The following is a 15,826-nucleotide window of genomic DNA, read 5'->3' on the forward strand; positions in this document are numbered from 1 at the left end:
TCCCCTGCTCAGTCGCGTTTCCGTGCCCTGCCCGGAGACCGTCTCCTCAGTCAGCGGCCCGCTCTCCCGCACTGCGCTCCACGCAGAACTCGTTTCCTTCCGGGTCCACGAGGACCGCCCACCCCGTGCCGTCGGGCTTGCGGTGGTCGTCGACCAGGGTGGCGCCGAGGGCCAGCAGCCGCTCGACCTCCTCGTCGCGGGTGCGGTCCTGCGGCTGGATGTCGAGGTGGATGCGGTTCTTCTTGCTCTTGGTCTCCGGCACGGTGACGAAGAGCAGGCCCGCGCCCGCGATCAGCGCCTCCTCGTCGCCCGGCTTGTCCTCCTCTTGGAGGGGCTGGCCGAGAACCTCGGCCCAGAAACTGCCGAGGGCGTAGGCGTCGGAACTGTCGATCGTCACGTGACGGATGGCAGAAGTCATGGGTGGATTCTTGTGGACACCGCTTGCAGGCGGCAACGGAGATTCTCCCGTCAGCCGTATCCCCTCCCACGGCAACCGTTTCCTCCCCGGCGGCAACAAAAGGCCATGACATCTGCACGACGCACGACGCGTCACCGCCGTATCCGTGCGGCACGCAAGCCCGCGATCGGCGCTCTCGCGGCCGCCGGGCTGCTCGCCGGCGCATGGTGGGCGACTGCCGGGGCGGCGACCACCTCCCCGAACCTCACCCCCACCACCACCGCCGTCACCCTGGCCGCCAAGTTCCCCTACCTGTCCGCCGGGTACAACAACACCCGGGAGTGGACGCGGACGACGACCGCGGTGGCCCCGAACGGCACGCTTCGCGTCGCCTGGCCTGCGGCTGACGGTGTCCACGTCACGCCGCTCACCGCCGCCGGGAAGCGCTCGGGCGCCGACACGGTCGTCAAGGGCGTCAAGGAGGTGGGCGGCCTGGTCGCGCACAACGACGGCTTCGCGCTGCTCACGCGAGTCGCCGACACGAACAAGTGGAAGGAGACGGCGGCCGCGATCATCCGTTACACGGGCAGCAAGCAGACCTTCCGCACGAAACTCACCGGCACCGCCTCCCACGACACCGCCCCGTTGCTCGACGGACAACTCACCTGGAACGGCAGCAAGTACGGCGCCTACTTCGTCGTGCACGGCGCCGGCGGCTTCGCGGACGGGCACTACGGGGACAAGATGGCGTACGTCAGCGCCAAGGGAGCGAAGCTCAGCGGCGGATGGGGCTGGGGCTGCAGCCACAACGAGGGCATCGCCCTGCATGCCGAGCCCTCCGGCGCCTTCACCTCCCTCTGCTTCGACGACTGGCGCTCCGGGCTGTTCGTCTCGACCGGGATCGGCGCCCCGGACACGGCGCCCGTGGTGCAGCGCGAACAGTGCTGGGCCGGTTACTGCGGCGGTACCTTCCCCGGTCGCACCGGCGATCTGGTGAAGTCGTCCACCGGCCGCTATGTGACCGCGTTCGCCTCCCGCGGCGCCGCCTCGGCGAAGAAGAACCCGGACGACGCCAGCGGCCGCGGCTGGACGGTGAAACCGAAGACGGGTACGCATCAGGTCGCCCTGGCCTTCATGAAGGACCGCAACTCCGGTCCCGGCAAGGCCGTTTACCTCACCAGCGCGGTCGGCACCGAGAACGTCGACGTCCATGTCGCCCCGTACGGCAAGGACCGCCTCCTCGTGTCGTGGGACTCCCTGAAGAGCTCCAAGTGCACCAGCGGCACCTGCACCGGCGCCTTCACGGGCACCCACTTCCGTCTGGTCGACTGGAACGGCAAGGCGCAGAGCGCGGACAAGGTGGTGACCACGCGTGTCACCGGAGACATCGCGGTCCTCAAGGACGGGACGCTGACCTGGGCGTACGCCCCCGTGACGCCTACCTACGCGACGCCGCTCACCGGGGCTTCACCGACCACGACGACGCTTCGGATCGCTCGCCTGAAACCGTGAAGGCAAACCGGTTCTCCGAGCCCGTCGGCCAGCGGACGATCAGGTCGTACGCCCCATGAGCGTCGTCGGCGCCCGCTCCCCGCACCTCCACGGACACCAGCTCCCGGAGGGGCAGGGGGGCGGGCTCGGCGGTGAGGCGGGCCAGCGCGACGAAGAGGGTCGCGGGGCCGTTCCCCAGCGCGCCCGACAGCACAGACGTGCCCGTCAGCCCGTGCACGGGGACCAGGTCGGCCCGCTCGTCCGCGCCCTCCACCGGCGCCCAGCCTGTGACCTGCACCCGCGTCCCCGGTGCCGCGCCGGCCACCAGATGGGCCCGCACCTCCACCGCGCCGTCGGCCACCACCAGACTGGTGACCTCGGCGCCGGAGTCCAGCGCGTACCGGGAGGCCGCCCAGCCCTCTCCCACCCCGAGCGGGACGATGCCCTCACGGTGTGCGTCACCGCCGACCACGACGACGTTGTCCGGTGGCGAGCCGAGCGGCCGCGTGACCGTGGAGTAGGCGAACCGCGTGTAGTAGGGGTCGTAGCGGACGTCCTCGCTGCCATGGTTGTGCAGGCGCACCAGGCCGTCCGAACTCGTCGACTGCAACAGCCAGTTGGGGGCGGGAAGCGGGGTGACCGCGTTTGCCCGTTCCGCCGGTCCAGCCGCTTCCTGCGCCGTCCACACCTCGTGTTCCGGTGGAAGCAGCAGACCGAGGAAGCCCTTGCTCGCCCAGTAGGGAGAGGCCGGTCCCGAGTAGCCCTGCAGGACCGACTCGTCGGGGCCGTGCCAGCCGAGGGTCAGCAGGCCGCGCTCGTCGACCGCGTCCCGCTCCAGGAAGTACTTCAACGCGCCCGAGGCCAGGCGGCGGGTCTCGCCGGGGGCCAGCGAGGTATGACCGGTCAGGGCGCCCAGCCACAGGGGGGCGGTGGTGGCGAAGCGGTAGGTGAGGGAGCGGCCCTGGTGCAACGGCGCTCCGTCGCCGCCGAACAGGCGGGCGTAGTCGGCGAGATGGGCCCTGAGCCGCCCGCCGTAGAGAGCGAGCAGGTCAGGGTCGTCGGCCAGCCAGGCGTGCAGGACCGGGTAGAGGTGCATCGCCCAGCCGTTGTAGTAGTCGAAGGCGCGCCCTGCGCCGTCGGTGTACCAGCCGTCGCCGACGTACCACTGCTCGATGCGTTCCAGGCCGCGGTCGATGGCCCTGCGGGAGGCCTCCGGCTCATGGCCGATCGACTCCAGGAAGCCGCCTACCGTGACCGGGAACAGTTCCCAGTTGCAGGGCCAGGGTTCGGCGGTCAGCGCGTCGCCGAGCCAGGCGGCCGCGCGCTGCCGGACGCCGTCGTCGAGGCGGTCCCAGAGCAGCGGACGGGTCAGTCGCAGCGCGAGGGCGATCGACGCGGCCTCGACGAGCGGCTGACTCCGGTCCGTGATGCGGGGCCAGACGCCGAGGACACCCGCTTCGAGACCGGTTGCGTAACGCTCCAGCGCGGTCTCGTCGCGGCGGAAGGCGGCCAGCAGCAGGGTGCGGGCATAGCCCTCCAGGCCGTCGGAGAGGCGGCCCGACCAGCTCTCCCGGTCGCCGGGAAAGTGGTAGAGGGCGCGATCTTCGGTGGCGTACGGCTCCACCGCGGCGAGCAGGGCGTCGGCGGCCGCCTCCCAGTGGGCGCGGGTGTAGCCCGTTCGGGGGCTGCGGGCGGGGTCGGGCGGGGGCAGGTGCATGTGCTGTTTCTTTCCTTCGCGGCCGGGCCGGGACCTGGGGATGCCAGAACCTGGGGGCGTCCCGGTTCCGGTCGGGGCGCCCCCAGGCGTTCATCCCACCCGCACGGCGCCCCTCGGCACCAGATGCCGGGCGACGAGTTCGTCGCGGACCAGGCCCGCGTAGACCGTGGCGCCGTGCACGGAGGTGTGCGTGTTGTCGCGTTTCTCGTTGTAGAGGTAGAGCGCCTTGGAGCCCTCGACCCCGAGGGACTCCACGAGGGCCTTGGTCTTGGCGGTGAGGTCGATCAGCGGAACGTCCTGCGCGGCCGCGACCGAGCGGATCACCGCCGGGTGGTCGACGCCGAGTCCGTTGACCAGCAGGGCCGTTCCATTGTTCAGTGTGCCGTCGGCGTTGAACCAGCGGCGCACGATGGGGGTGACGAGGACCGGCCGTCCGCCCTTCTCCCGCACTCCCGCCACCAGTGTCTCGAGGTTCGTCCGGTACGTCGCCTCGTCGGTCGTCTTGTCGTTGTGGGCGAGCTGGACCAGGACGAGGTCGCCGGGGCGGATCAGCGGCTGGACCGTGGCCCAGAGCTGCGGGTTCCCCAGATACGTGACCGTACTCTCGCCGGAATCGGCGTAGTTGGCGACCGAGACGCCCTTGCGCAGATACTGCGGCAGCTGCTGGCCCCAGCCGGTGTACGGGTCGGCGGGTTGGTCGCAGACCGTGGAGTCGCCGACGAGGAAGATCTGCCGGGCATGCCGGGCGGGGGTGACCCTGATGTCGGCCAGGGCCGGCGCCGAGCCGCCGAGCGTCAGGTCCAGGCCGGGGGTTCCGGCGGGGCCGGTGGGCTCGCCCTCGGGGGTGCGGACGTCGACCGTGAAACTGCGGGAAACGCGTTCACCGGCGGGGGCCGCGGTCTCCGGGAGCAGGGCGCGCCGGGACTCTCCGCTGACGGCGGTGCTCGAGTCGGTGTCGCCGCCGAGGACGACCTTCACGTCGTAGACGCCGGGCGGGACGTCGAAGTGGCATGCGGTGGCAGTGCAGTTGTCGATGCCGAGGGGCGCGCGGCCGCCGTGGGCCTGGGCGGCGGGTGCGGCCGTCAGGCCGGTGGTCAGGGTGAGCGCCGCCAGCACGGCGATGTTGAAACGTCTCACTTGCAGCTCCTCCGGCGCGGCAACAGGGTTGGCGGCAGGACCGTACCCCCCTTTGGCAAGCGCTTTCTAGACCTTGGACCGATTTCACAAGATTGCCAACCTCGCGCAAGCGAAAGCCCTTTCGCGAAATCGATTCAACTGTCACTCTCTCAGGCACCCGCACCCCCACACCTCCCGAAGGAGGCACCCCCATGTCCGGATCCGAGAGCCACAGCCCGGTCCGACGCCGCGCCTTCGTCCTCGGCGCCGCGGCCGCCGCCGGCTCGGCCGCCCTCGCCGGCCCGCTCGCCCTCCCCGCCGCCGCGGCGGCCTTCGGCTACACCGACGACGGCTCGAACTACGTCGTCGACACCGGCGCCAACCTGGTCTTCAAGGTCAGCAAGTCCACCGGCGACCTGACCTCCCTGGTCTACCGGGGCACCGAGTACCAGGGCTACGGCGGCATGAACTCGCACATCGAGTCGGGGCTCGGAAGCTCCACCGTGACGATCGCACAGTCCGGCTCGACGATCCTGATCTCGGTCACCCACGGCACGCTCAGGCACTACTACGCGGCCCGCAGCGGCGAGAACAACGTCTACCTGTGGACCAACAAGGCCGACACGTCCGTTTCGGCGACCCGTTACATCGTGCGCGTCAAGGCCGGCCTGTTCCTCAACGACGAGCCCGACTCCTACACGTACACGACCAGCACCATCGAGGCCTCCGACGTCTTCGCGAAGTCCGACGGCCAGACCCGCTCCAAGCACTACTCCAAGCTGCGCGTCATGGACTACAGCCACATCGGCTGGACCACCGGCAGCAGAGGCCTGTGGATCGTGCGCAGCAACCACGAGAAGGCCTCCGGCGGGCCCTTCTACCGCTCCCTCCTGCGGCACCAGAGCGCCGACGGCGGCGGCCTGTACGAGATCCTCTACTACGGCCAGAACCAGACGGAGGAGCAGCGCTTCGGCCTCCAGGGCCCGTACGTCATCGCCTTCACGGACGGCGGCGCCCCCTCCTCCTCGCTGTTCCCGGGCACCCTGACCACGTCCTGGGCCGACTCGCTCGGCATCGCCGGATACGTCGGGGCGAGCGGCCGGGGCCGGGTGACCGGGGTCGGCATCACCGGGCGCAACACGGCGTACCCGTACACGGTCGGACTCGCCAACTCGGCGGCCCAGTACTGGGGTTCGGCGCGCTCCTCCGACGGCTACTTCTCGATCACAGGGGTGCTGCCGGGGACGTACACGCTGACCGTCCACAAGGCCGAGCTCGCTGTGCACAGCACCCAGGTGACGGTGTCCGCGGGCGGGACGACCACCCTCAACTCGATCGCGATCCCGTCCTCGAACGACCCGAGCAACGCGAGCGCGATCTGGCGGATCAACGACTGGACCGGGACGCCGAGCGGCTTCAAGAACGCCGACCTCATGACGTACGCGCATCCGTCGGACGTACGGGCCGCCGCCTGGACCGGCAACGTGGTGATCGGCAGCGGCAGCGAGACCTCGGCGTTTCCCTGCTACCTCTGGAAGGACGTCAACAGCGGTCTGCTCGTCTACTTCAAACTGACCGCGGCCCAGGCCGCCGCCGCGCACACCCTGCGCATCGGCGTCACGACGGCCTACGCCAACGGCCGGCCGCAGGTCGTCGTGAACGACACCTGGACCTCGGCCATCCCCTCCCCGCCCACCCAGCCGAGCACCCGGTCCCTGACCAACGGGTCCTACCGGGGCAACAACCACACGTTCACCTACAGCGTCCCGGCGAGCGCATGGCTCACGGACACCAGCCAGTACAACGTACTGAAGATCAACGTGGTGAGCGGTTCGGGGACGACCTCCTACCTCAGTGCGGGCACATCGATCGACGCGATCGACCTGCTTTCCTGACGTAGGGTCAGGTTCCGCGCGTCCACTGCTGGTTGGCGCCTCCGTTGCACGTGTACGTGATGACGGCGGCGGAGTTGGCGGTGGACGCGCCGTTCACGTCCAGGCACTCGCCGCTCGCCCGCGACGTGAGGGTGACGTAGCTGCCCGACGTCGTCAGCGACCACTGCTGGCTGGTGGCCGTCGCGTTGCAGTTCTCCTGGCTGACCGTGCTCGCGTTCTCCTGTACGCACAGGGAGCTGTTCCTGACGACCAACTGGTAGTAACCGCTTCCGACGGACTTGAACCAGTACTTCTGGTTGTTGCCGCCGTTGCAGTCGTACTGCTTGATCTGGGCCCCGGCCCAGAGGGACTGGCTCGTGACGTCCGCGCACTTGCCGCTGTGCCGGGCGATCAGCGTGTTGTACGTGGCGCTCGTGCCGGTCACCGTTCCCGCAGCCGTGTCGACGGTGACTTCGGGGGCCCAGGACATCGACAGCGAGGTGGAGGTGGGGAAGGACAGCGGCAGCCAGACGTAACGGGAGTCGTTGACGGTCCCGCCGAAGGAGTTGCCCCAGCGATCGCCCAGGTACAGGTAGGAGGTGCCCGAACTGCCCTGGACGGGAAGGACGTACGCGGTCTGTGAGCCGAACGCCGTCGAGTCGCCGACGTTCGTCATCGCCGTCCAGGGCCCGGCGAGGGAGGTCGCCGTCGCGTACTGCTGCTGGTTGGGGCTCCAGCCGGTCGCGGCCGAGGTGAGCATGAAGTAGACGCCGCCCCGCTTGAACAGCGCCGGGGCCTCCCGGTGGCCGTCGTGCCAGGGGTCGGCGACCAGGCTTGCGATACCGGTGTAGTCGGCGGTGAGCCGGTAGATCTGCAGGTCGTAGTTCTCGCGTGCGGCCGAGACCATGTATCCGGCGCCGTCGCCGTCCACGAAGACCGTGATGTCCCGGGACATGTACTGGCCGAGGGGGCGGAAACTGCCCTGCCAGGTGTAGTTTCCGTCGACCGTGTCCGACACCGCCACGGCGGCCCGGGCCTCGCTGTAGTCGGCGCCGTTCTCCTTGTGCATCCACATGACGAACTTGCCGGTGGACGCGTTGTACATGACCTTCGGACGTTCGATGTTGGCGGTGGCCAGCTCGGCTGCGCTCGACTGGGTCAGGACGTGGTTGCGGAACTCCCAGTTCTTCAGGTCGGTGGAGCGGTAGGCGTCCACGTACCGAAACGTGTTGTCGGCGTTGCGGTTCTCGCCGAACCAGTAGTAGTAGGAGCCGACCTTGAGGACCCCGCCGCCGTGGGCGTGCACGGGGCTGCCCGAGGTGTCGGTGAACTGCGTGCCGTTGGCGATCGTCTGCGGCGCCGCCTGAGCCGTTCCCACGGTGGCGAAGGCTCCGATCAGCGCCAGACAGAGGGCGAACAGGGTCGCGTACGCACGTCTCATCAGGTCTCCTTCGTGGATGCCCCGGCCTTCAGGCGGGGGGAAGAAACGAAGCTCCTGTGGAGCAGGGCAGGGAAAGGCGAATCACCGCCAGGGCGATTCGGCGCGAGGGGCGTTCGGGAGTGCGAACGACATGTGGAATGACGAACGCCGAAAAGGTAAGGGTGTGTTACGAGCAGGTCAACGGGTCGGACGAGACTTGATGGAAAGCCCTTTCCGGAGGTTTCCGGGCAGGACATCGGTTTTCCGGGCCCGGCGGGGACGAGCCGCCTTCCAGGAGCGCAAGTTTCTGTTATCGCTCTCGTTCTGCCGCGTCTCCGGTCCGTGCGCAGCCCTCTCCACACCTCAAGCGCGATCGCCGGCGCCCTCGCGGCCGTCGCGGCCCTCTTGGCCACCGCTCCCCCGGCCGTGGCCGCCGGCGCCCGGGACGTCACCGCCGACGTCCTCGCCGACCGGGACGTGACGCTCACCGGCGACACGGTGGTCACCGTGCCCTCCGGGACGACGACGTACGACGGCGTCTTCCGCGGCCAGGGAACGCTTACGGTGCGCGGCGCCGGCACGCTCGTCCTGAGCAAGGACAGCGACTTCACGCTGCCCGAGGCACGCCGTCGGCAGGTGGTGCGCACCCAGGGCGGAAACCACCCGTACACGACGGTCAGCAACCCCGACCCGCCCGCGATCACGGTGGAGCGCGGGACGACCCTGCAGTACGGCACTGGCGGAGGTACGGGTCTGATCGGGCACTTCCCCTACGACACCCCCGGGTACCGGCTCAACCAGCTCAACGTCCGCGTCGACGGCACGCTCCGGCTGTCGCTGACCCGCACCTTCAACCTCGGGACCATCAGCGGATCGGGCCTGGTCACCCAGCCCCGCAACATGTGGGGCACCCTCGACCTCGCGGGCACGCACCCCTTCTCCGGGGTCATCGACAACGGCACCGGGATGGCCGTAGGCCGCCCCGAGTATCCGGTTTCGCTGCCCAACGCCCGGGCGATCCTCAACCAGGGCTCCTGGATCATCGACACCCCGCTGTACCAGACGGTCACGCTGCGGCAGAACTTCTACCAGCGGGAGTACGGCAGCGACGTCAACGTCCACACCCGGCCGGGCAGCAAGGTCGTCCTCACCGGGCAGTACAGCTACAGCGACCAAGGCGGCGATGCCCACCCCTCGCTCAGCGACCCAGGCATCAACTGGCGGGCGATAGCACACCAGTTGAACAAGCGCGGCACCAACATCGAGGGCGCGAACGTGCAGTGGGGCGACGGCACCACGCACACGATCTTCATGCCGGGAACGAAAGACACCGTTTACATCAATCTGCACCAGGCGAGCGGACGACGGTCGCTGCTGACGTTCGACTACGACGGCCCGGTCACCCTGGGCGCGCCGATCGGCGGCGGCAGGTACCACGACACGCTCGCCGCACCCGGCGCCGGGGACATCGTCGTCGCCGGAACCAAGGGAAACGACGTCACCTTCGCGGCAGCCCAGTACTACGACGGTTCGACCACCGTGCAGAAGGGGGCGATCCTGCGGCTGGGATCACCCCAGGGCGACGGCTCCCTGCTCACCGGCACCGACCGGCGGCGGATCGTGAACGACGGCACGCTCGTCGTGTGCAACGCGAAGACCGCGATCTCCCTGTCCCGGCTCGGTGGCAGCGGCTCGCTCGTGCAGTCCGGCACGGCGACGACGACCCTCACGGGCTCCTCCGTGACGTACACCGGGACGACGACGGTCAAGCAGGGCGCCCTCGCGCTCAGGGACGGGGCGGGCCTCGCCAACAGCAGGGCGATCCGGCTGACGTCCGCGGGGGCGCGGCTGGACACGGGCGGCTCGGCTCTGCGGGTGACGAGCGCGCTCAGCGGCACAGGCGTCGTGAGGGGCGCCGTGGCGAACGAGGGCGTGGTCACGAGCGGGCTCACGGTGACCGGCGCCTACACGCAGCGCGACGAGGGCCAACTGGTGCTGGGTAAGGCCCCCTTGAAGGTGGCGGGCAAGGTCTCGCTGGGTGGCGGCCTCGACCTGTCCGCCGCGGGGGCGGCGTCCGCCGCAACCGGTTCCAAAACCGCTTCCGGCAAGGTTTCCCCCGCGACTCGCACGCCCCTCCGGGCGATCACCGTCCTGGACAACACCGGTAAGACCGCCACCTCCGGCGCCTTCGACGGGCTGCCGGAGGGGGCCGACGTGAAACTTGGCGACACCGTTTACCGGATCAGTTACAAGGGCGGCGACGGCAATGACGTCGTCCTCGCCGCCACGGCTGCGAGCCCGTCGGCGAGCGTGCACGGACGGGCGCCGTCGGGCCCCGTGACGGCCGGGACGCGCAGCGCGAGCGCGGCCGAGAGCGGGGCGTTCGGCTGGTGGCCGTATGTCCTGGCGGCCGGGCTGCTCGGTGCGCTCCTGGTCCCCGCGACCAAGCGCACACGGGGCGGCGGGCGCCGTCGGGGCGGCCGGCACTCGGCGCACCGGCGATGAGTCCTCGCCTGACCTCGCCGAAGGCATGGCGCGGAAGGAGTGCCGGAAGCGACGGAGGGTGATCGCAGCACAGCCCGGTATCCCGCATGGTGGGCCGGCTGTTCATGTATTGGACGGACCGAGCTGTCCGCCGTCCCTTCGACTAGCGTCGTGACATGACCAGCGACACCCCTGTTCCCCGTGCGGAGACGTCCCTCAGCGCGGCGCTCGCCGCCGGAACCGTCGTCCTCGACGGCGGTATGTCCAATCAGCTGGAGTCCGCCGGGCACGACCTGAGCGACGAGCTGTGGTCGGCGCGGCTGCTCGCCGAGCGACCCGAGGCGATCACTCAGGCGCACCTCGCGTACTTCGAGGCGGGCGCGAACGTGGCGATCACCTCCAGTTACCAGGCCACGTTCGAGGGCTTCGCCAAGCGCGGCATCGACCACGACGAGGCTGCCCGGCTGCTCGCGCAGAGCGTGGAGCTGGCCCGGGAGGCGGCCCGGCAGGCTGGACGCAACGGGGTGGCGCACCCGCTGTGGGTGGCCGCGTCGGTCGGCCCGTACGGGGCGATGCTCGCCGACGGCTCCGAGTACCGGGGCCGCTACGGACTGAGCGTCGCGGAGCTGGAGCGTTTCCATCGTCCCCGGCTCGAGGTGCTGGCCGCCGCGGGGCCCGACGTGTTGGCGCTGGAAACGGTTCCCGACGCCGACGAGGCCGAGGCGCTGCTGCGCGCGGTGCGCGGTCTCGGCGTGCCGGCCTGGCTGTCGTACTCGATCGCCGGCGACCGTACCCGCGCCGGGCAGCCGCTGGAGGAGGCGTTCGCCCTGGCCGCCGAGGCGGACGAGGTGATCGCGGTCGGGGTGAACTGCTGCGCCCCTGAGGACGTCGACGCCGCCGTGGCGACCGCGGCGCGGGTGACGGGCAAGCCGGTCGTCGTCTACCCGAACAGCGGCGAGGCCTGGGACGCCGAGGCCCGCGCCTGGCGCGGCCGCTCCACGTTCACCCCCGAACAGGTCCTGGGCTGGCGGGAGTCGGGGGCGCGGCTGATCGGCGGCTGCTGTCGGGTCGGCCCGGAGGCCGTCGCCTCGATCGCCCGCACACTGACCTCCGCATAGGCCTCTTTCCGCCCGCCCTGCGCTGCTAGCCTCCGCTCGGGAAAGCGGTTACCGCCGGTTTCCGTGGGGAGGGCGGGGATGACGAAGAAGACCGCGAACGCGGCGCGCAGCACGATCCGTGACGTGGCGGCCCGTGCGGGCGTGTCCGCGGCAACCGTTTCGCGCGTGCTCGGCGGTGCGTACCCGGTGAGCGCGGAGACCCGCAGGCGGGTGCTGCGGGCGGTGGGAGAGCTGGACTACGTCGCCGACGCGCGCGCCAAGGCGGTCGCGGGAGCCGGGACGCCGACGCTGGCCTTCGTGCTGGAGGACATCACCGGGCCGTCGTTCGCGCACATGGCACACGGCGTGGAACGCGAGGCGCACCGGCTCGGACACCTGTGCCTGGTGTGCAGCACGGAGGGGGACGTACGGCGCGAGCTGGACTTCGTGGAGACCATGCGGGCCCAGCGGGCCGCCGCCGTCATCCTGGTCGGAGGGGCCGCCGACACTCCGGAGTACCGCGAGCGCACCCGCCGTATCGCCGAGTCGCTGGCGTCCGCAGGGTCCCGGCTCGTCCTGTGCGGGCGGCCGCCGCTGGGGCCGGGGGCGCCCGTCACCGTCGTCGAGTACGACAACGAGGGCGGCGCCTTCGCCCTGGTCGCGCACGTCCTCGCCCAGGGACACCGACGCGTGCTGTTCCTCGGGGGCAAGCCGGACCACACGACGGCGCTGGGGCGCGAAAGCGGTTACACAGAGGCGCACAGGGCGCGCGGCGTCGACGTGGACCCGGCGCTGGTCCTGCACGGCGACTTCACTCGTGACTCCGGGTACCGCCTGCTGCGCCGGGCGCTGGACCGGGGCCTGCGCTTCACGGCCGTGGTGGCCGCCACCGACATGGTCGCGGTCGGCGCCCTGGCCGCCCTGCACGAGGCGGGGCTGGACGTGCCGGGCGACGTTTCGCTGGCCGGTTACGACGACATTCCGTTCGCCCGCGACCTGCGTCCCGCCCTGACCACGGTCCATGTCCCCTACGAGGAGCTGGGGCGCCTCGCTGTCCGCACGGCGCTCGGCCGCTCCGCCGACGGACCGGGCGAACACCTGCTCCTGGGCACGCACGTGGTGGTGCGGGACTCGGTCGCGGGCGTGGGGAAGGGCTCCTCGGCTTCGAGGTGACACGGTCGGCGTGCCCTGCCCGGTCGGGCGTCCACGCACTCACCCGGCGCGGCGCAGCCGGCGCATCGCAGACCTCAGCTCCGTGCCGCGCACGGGCCTGCTGAGCAGCGGGTCCGGCGTCGCCGTCCCGTCGGCGGACTCTCCGGGCACGGGGGCAGGCTCCGCCGTCCACAGCGCCAGCTCACGGTCGCGCGGACCGTATGCGGTATACGCCATGTCGTCGCCCGCGTGCAGGGTGCCGTCGCCCGCGTGCGGGGTGCCGTCGCCCGTGTACGGTCCACTGCCGACCTCGCCGAAGATCCGCACCGGGTGCGCCGCGTCCCAGGCCTCCCAGCCGGGGTCGCCCGTCGCCGCGAACCGTGTCCATGCCCCGTGCATGGCGTCGGCGAGCTCCTGCGGCGCGCCGTCCCCCGCGAGCTTCGCGGACTCGGGCGTCTCTCCGGTGTCGAAGACGAACCCGAGTTCGAGGGCGTGGCAGGCGCCGAGGCCGGGCCTGAGCGACGGCCAGGCGAACTCGTACACGTACGACGCCCCGGGGCGGGCGTCGGCGAGCCGTTGCAGGGGCAGGCGCAGCAGGCTGTCGGTGACCATCTGGCCCACGATCTCGGCAGTCCCGGCCCCGGGGTGCAGGGCCCGGTAGCCGCGCGGCACCTCGTGGCCGCAGCGACAGCGGGCCATGGCGCCGGCGAGGGCGACGGGACCCAGTCGGTCGACGCGCTCCAGCAGACCGCCTGGGACCAGCCACAGTCGGTACTCGTCGCGGGTCCAGCCGAGGAGCAGGTCGACGCCGGGGGCCGCGTCCCCGTCGACGAGGGCCTGAAGAGGGTCGCGGGGGACGAGGTCGCCGTCGACGACGATGCCGAAGGCGGGCCCGCCCAGGACGGGGCTGCTGAGCCTGCCGACCTCGGCCTGGGTGCGCAGCAGCAGGTCCCGGTCGACGGCGGCGAAGGCCTCGGCGGTGGCGGGGACCTTCAGCCGGGCGGCCATACGGCGCACCATGCGCCGGACCTTGTCCCGTTCGAAGGCCTCCGGCGGTCCGCTCTGCAGGACGGCCCGGCGGAACAGGCCCTGCGCCTGCGGGGCCGCGATCAGGGCCCCGGCGCTGATCGCGCCGGCGGACTGTCCGGCCAGGGTGACCCTGTCGGGGTCGCCGCCGAAGGCCCTGATGGAGCGATGGACCCATGCCAGCGCGGCGAGCTGGTCGCGCAGTCCGGGGTTGGCGGGGGCGTCCGGGAACAGTCCGTAGCCCTCGACCCCGAGCCGGTAGTTGACCGAGACGAGGACGACGCCGTCGCGGGCGAAGGCGTGCCCGTCGTACACGGGCACGGCCGACGAGCCGCGGGTCAGGGCGCCGCCGTGCAGCCACACCATGACCGGGAGCCGGGCGCCCGGTCCCGGCTCCGGCGTCCACACATTGAGGTTGAGACAGTCGTCGCCGGGCAGGTCCGGGTCGGACAGGTACTGCGCGAAGGCCTCGGAGTACGGCGGTTTCGGCGCCGTGGGCCCGAAGGCGCCCGCGTCGCGCACGCCCTCCCAGGGCTCCGGCGGCGCGGGGGACCGAAAGCGCCGGGGACCGAACGGCGGGGCGGCGTACGGGATGCCCCTGAAGACCGCGACGCCGTCCTCGTATCTGCCGCGTACGAACCCGTACGGCGTCCTGACCACGGGGTTCGCCTGGTCTGCTGTCATGCGCCCACCAGCCCTTCGCGTGCTCGCGCACCGGTAGTACCAGAGCACCACAACGGCGTGCGGTATTCCGGTGCACGAGCCTGTAGCAGGGCTATTTGGCGTACATCAGGGTGCCGAAACCGAGCTGGTCGTAGCCGCCGCTGGTGGATCCGTAGTCCCCGCCGCCGCCCTCGGGGGCGACCGAGAAGCACATCTGGGAGATCCACTTGTCGTCGAGGTAGAGGCGCCGGTTGTAGTGGTAGTGCAGCATGGCCCAGACCGGGCGGACCTGGCCGCGGGAACCGGAGCTGATCACCGTCTGCGACTGCTGGCTGCAGTTGGTGCCGGTGCCCCAGGTGTAGGTGGTGTAGGGGACGTCCTGGCCCAGGTTGTACTTGGCGACGTACTGGGCGGCCTTCATGAAGCGGCGGCTGTCGTACGAGTAGAGGTCGTCGCCCTGGTTCCAGGCCATCTCGCAGAGGGCGCCCATCTGCCCCATGCCCATCATGGTGTGGCCCTGGTCGCGGCCGGACTCCTGCCACTGGCCGAGGGCGTAGCCGTCGGAGTCGGTGTACAGGTACGGGACCGCGTGCGCGATGGAGCCGTTGCCGGCGCCGGTCTTGAAGTAGTTCACGGCCTGGTCGTACTTGGCCGCGTTGTCGGTGAGGATCCCGATGGCCATGACCGAGGCCATGTTGCACAGGTCCCAGTTGGCCCAGTAGTTGGTGATGCAGGCGCCGTTGTGCTGGGTGAGGAACTGGTTGTTGAGCGGGTAGAAGACGCTGACCATCATCTGCTGGAACTTCGCCAGGTCGAACCCCGCGTAGCCGCGCATGAGCTCGGCGGCCTGGCAGAACTCCCAGCCGTAGATGCCGGCCGCGAGGAACCGGTCGGCGTTGCCGGTGAGGGTGGTCAGCTTGGACGACCAGGCGTTGAGGATCTTGACGGCGGTGTCGCCGTTGGCGGCCGTACCGCCCACCGCCCAGCGCAGGGCGTTCTGGTAGGCGGCGGCGATGTCGTTGTAGAGGATGCCGTAGTTCTCGCCCGTGCCGCCGCGGATGATGGTGGCCTGCGGGTTGGGCGTCCAGGTGGACTGCGCGTGGGAGTTGGCGGTCAGCTTGTTCCAGCCGGACAGCCAGGGGTCGGTCTTCGCAGCGACCCTGACCTTGGCGCGGTTGATGTCGCCGGCGTTGTGCAGCATGCCGGGGTGGGTGAAGGCGGCCGGGGCTGCGCTGGCGGTGGGGCCCGCCAGCGCGGCCGCGGAGCCCCCGAGGGCGAGTGCGGCGGTGAGACCGCCGGCGGTCTTCAGGAGACCCCGGCGGCTCAACTCGCCCTGTTCGGGGCTCTGGTGGGGGGAGATGCGGCTCATCTTGTGCGACTCCAATCCGT

11 protein-coding genes are annotated in these 15,826 nt (G+C 70.9%); 5 read left to right on the top strand and 6 right to left on the bottom strand.

Going from position 1 to position 15,826, the window contains the following annotated elements; genetic code table 11:
* Window positions 1–46: 46 nt before the first annotated feature.
* Window positions 47–418, bottom strand: coding sequence for a VOC family protein (locus ACIBAF_RS24865; protein ID WP_399465747.1), 372 nt, complete (start codon window positions 416–418; stop codon window positions 47–49).
* Window positions 419–523: 105 nt separating this feature from the next.
* On the opposite strand from ACIBAF_RS24865, the gene ACIBAF_RS24870 reads away from it, so the two are divergent.
* Window positions 524–1,909: a hypothetical protein gene (locus tag ACIBAF_RS24870; RefSeq protein WP_399465749.1), complete on the top strand. Its 1,386-nt coding sequence runs from the start codon at window positions 524–526 to the stop codon at window positions 1,907–1,909.
* Here ACIBAF_RS24870 and ACIBAF_RS24875 read toward each other — a convergent pair.
* Both ACIBAF_RS24875 and ACIBAF_RS24880 read right to left on the bottom strand, forming a co-directional pair.
* Window positions 1,854–3,605 (bottom strand): DUF2264 domain-containing protein, encoded by a 1,752-nt coding sequence (locus ACIBAF_RS24875; protein ID WP_399465751.1) that lies wholly within the window; start codon window positions 3,603–3,605, stop codon window positions 1,854–1,856. The two genes, ACIBAF_RS24870 and ACIBAF_RS24875, sit on opposite strands and share 56 nt — an antisense overlap.
* 90 nt (window positions 3,606–3,695) lie before the next feature.
* Window positions 3,696–4,742: a rhamnogalacturonan acetylesterase gene (locus ACIBAF_RS24880; RefSeq protein ID WP_399465753.1), complete on the bottom strand. Its 1,047-nt coding sequence runs from the start codon at window positions 4,740–4,742 to the stop codon at window positions 3,696–3,698.
* A gap of 191 nt (window positions 4,743–4,933) precedes the next feature.
* Here ACIBAF_RS24880 and ACIBAF_RS24885 point away from each other — a divergent pair, with 191 nt between their 5' ends.
* Window positions 4,934–6,616: a rhamnogalacturonan lyase B N-terminal domain-containing protein gene (locus tag ACIBAF_RS24885; RefSeq protein WP_399465755.1), complete on the top strand. Its 1,683-nt coding sequence runs from the start codon at window positions 4,934–4,936 to the stop codon at window positions 6,614–6,616.
* Between the two features lie 7 nt (window positions 6,617–6,623).
* Here the strand turns inward: ACIBAF_RS24885 and ACIBAF_RS24890 are convergent, their stop codons facing one another.
* Complete coding sequence (locus ACIBAF_RS24890) at window positions 6,624–8,036, bottom strand: RICIN domain-containing protein (RefSeq protein WP_399465757.1); 1,413 nt, start codon at window positions 8,034–8,036, stop codon at window positions 6,624–6,626.
* Window positions 8,037–8,357: 321 nt separating this feature from the next.
* Here ACIBAF_RS24890 and ACIBAF_RS24895 point away from each other — a divergent pair, with 321 nt between their 5' ends.
* The 3 genes from ACIBAF_RS24895 (at window position 8,358) to ACIBAF_RS24905 (ending at window position 12,769) form a co-directional block, all read left to right on the top strand.
* Window positions 8,358–10,520: an autotransporter gene (locus tag ACIBAF_RS24895; protein ID WP_399465759.1), complete on the top strand. Its 2,163-nt coding sequence runs from the start codon at window positions 8,358–8,360 to the stop codon at window positions 10,518–10,520.
* 155 nt (window positions 10,521–10,675) lie between these two features.
* Window positions 10,676–11,617, top strand: a complete 942-nt coding sequence (mmuM, locus tag ACIBAF_RS24900; RefSeq protein WP_399465761.1) for a homocysteine S-methyltransferase — start codon at window positions 10,676–10,678, stop codon at window positions 11,615–11,617.
* Between the two features lie 78 nt (window positions 11,618–11,695).
* Window positions 11,696–12,769, top strand: a complete 1,074-nt coding sequence (locus tag ACIBAF_RS24905; RefSeq protein WP_399465764.1) for a LacI family DNA-binding transcriptional regulator — start codon at window positions 11,696–11,698, stop codon at window positions 12,767–12,769.
* A 39-nt stretch (window positions 12,770–12,808) separates the two neighbouring features.
* On the opposite strand, the gene ACIBAF_RS24910 is transcribed toward ACIBAF_RS24905, so the two are convergent.
* Together ACIBAF_RS24910 and ACIBAF_RS24915 are read right to left on the bottom strand one after the other, a co-directional pair.
* Window positions 12,809–14,458, bottom strand: a complete 1,650-nt coding sequence (locus ACIBAF_RS24910) for a carboxylesterase/lipase family protein (RefSeq protein ID WP_399465766.1) — start codon at window positions 14,456–14,458, stop codon at window positions 12,809–12,811.
* Window positions 14,459–14,549: 91 nt separating this feature from the next.
* Window positions 14,550–15,806 carry an alginate lyase family protein gene (locus ACIBAF_RS24915; RefSeq protein WP_399465768.1) on the bottom strand — a complete coding sequence of 419 codons (1,257 nt, stop codon included), beginning with the start codon at window positions 15,804–15,806 and terminating at the stop codon, window positions 14,550–14,552.
* Window positions 15,807–15,826 lie beyond the last annotated feature (20 nt).

The organism is Streptomyces sp. NPDC051677, assembly GCF_044453465.1.
Classification (GTDB): Bacteria; Actinomycetota; Actinomycetes; order Streptomycetales; family Streptomycetaceae; genus Streptomyces.

What these genes read in the sequence shown, in the direction of transcription:
- ACIBAF_RS24885 (WP_399465755.1), top strand. Translation starts at nt 4,934, where the DNA reads ATGTCCGGATCCGAGAGCCACAGCCCGGTCCGACGCCGCGCCTTCGTC.
- mmuM (WP_399465761.1), top strand. Translation starts at nt 10,676, where the DNA reads ATGACCAGCGACACCCCTGTTCCCCGTGCGGAGACGTCCCTCAGCGCG.
- ACIBAF_RS24915 (WP_399465768.1), bottom strand. Translation starts at nt 15,806, where the DNA reads ATGAGCCGCATCTCCCCCCACCAGAGCCCCGAACAGGGCGAGTTGAGC.
- ACIBAF_RS24890 (WP_399465757.1), bottom strand. Translation starts at nt 8,036, where the DNA reads ATGAGACGTGCGTACGCGACCCTGTTCGCCCTCTGTCTGGCGCTGATC.
- ACIBAF_RS24875 (WP_399465751.1), bottom strand. Translation starts at nt 3,605, where the DNA reads ATGCACCTGCCCCCGCCCGACCCCGCCCGCAGCCCCCGAACGGGCTAC.
- ACIBAF_RS24905 (WP_399465764.1), top strand. Translation starts at nt 11,696, where the DNA reads ATGACGAAGAAGACCGCGAACGCGGCGCGCAGCACGATCCGTGACGTG.
- ACIBAF_RS24865 (WP_399465747.1), bottom strand. Translation starts at nt 418, where the DNA reads ATGACTTCTGCCATCCGTCACGTGACGATCGACAGTTCCGACGCCTAC.
- ACIBAF_RS24910 (WP_399465766.1), bottom strand. Translation starts at nt 14,458, where the DNA reads ATGACAGCAGACCAGGCGAACCCCGTGGTCAGGACGCCGTACGGGTTC.
- ACIBAF_RS24870 (WP_399465749.1), top strand. Translation starts at nt 524, where the DNA reads ATGACATCTGCACGACGCACGACGCGTCACCGCCGTATCCGTGCGGCA.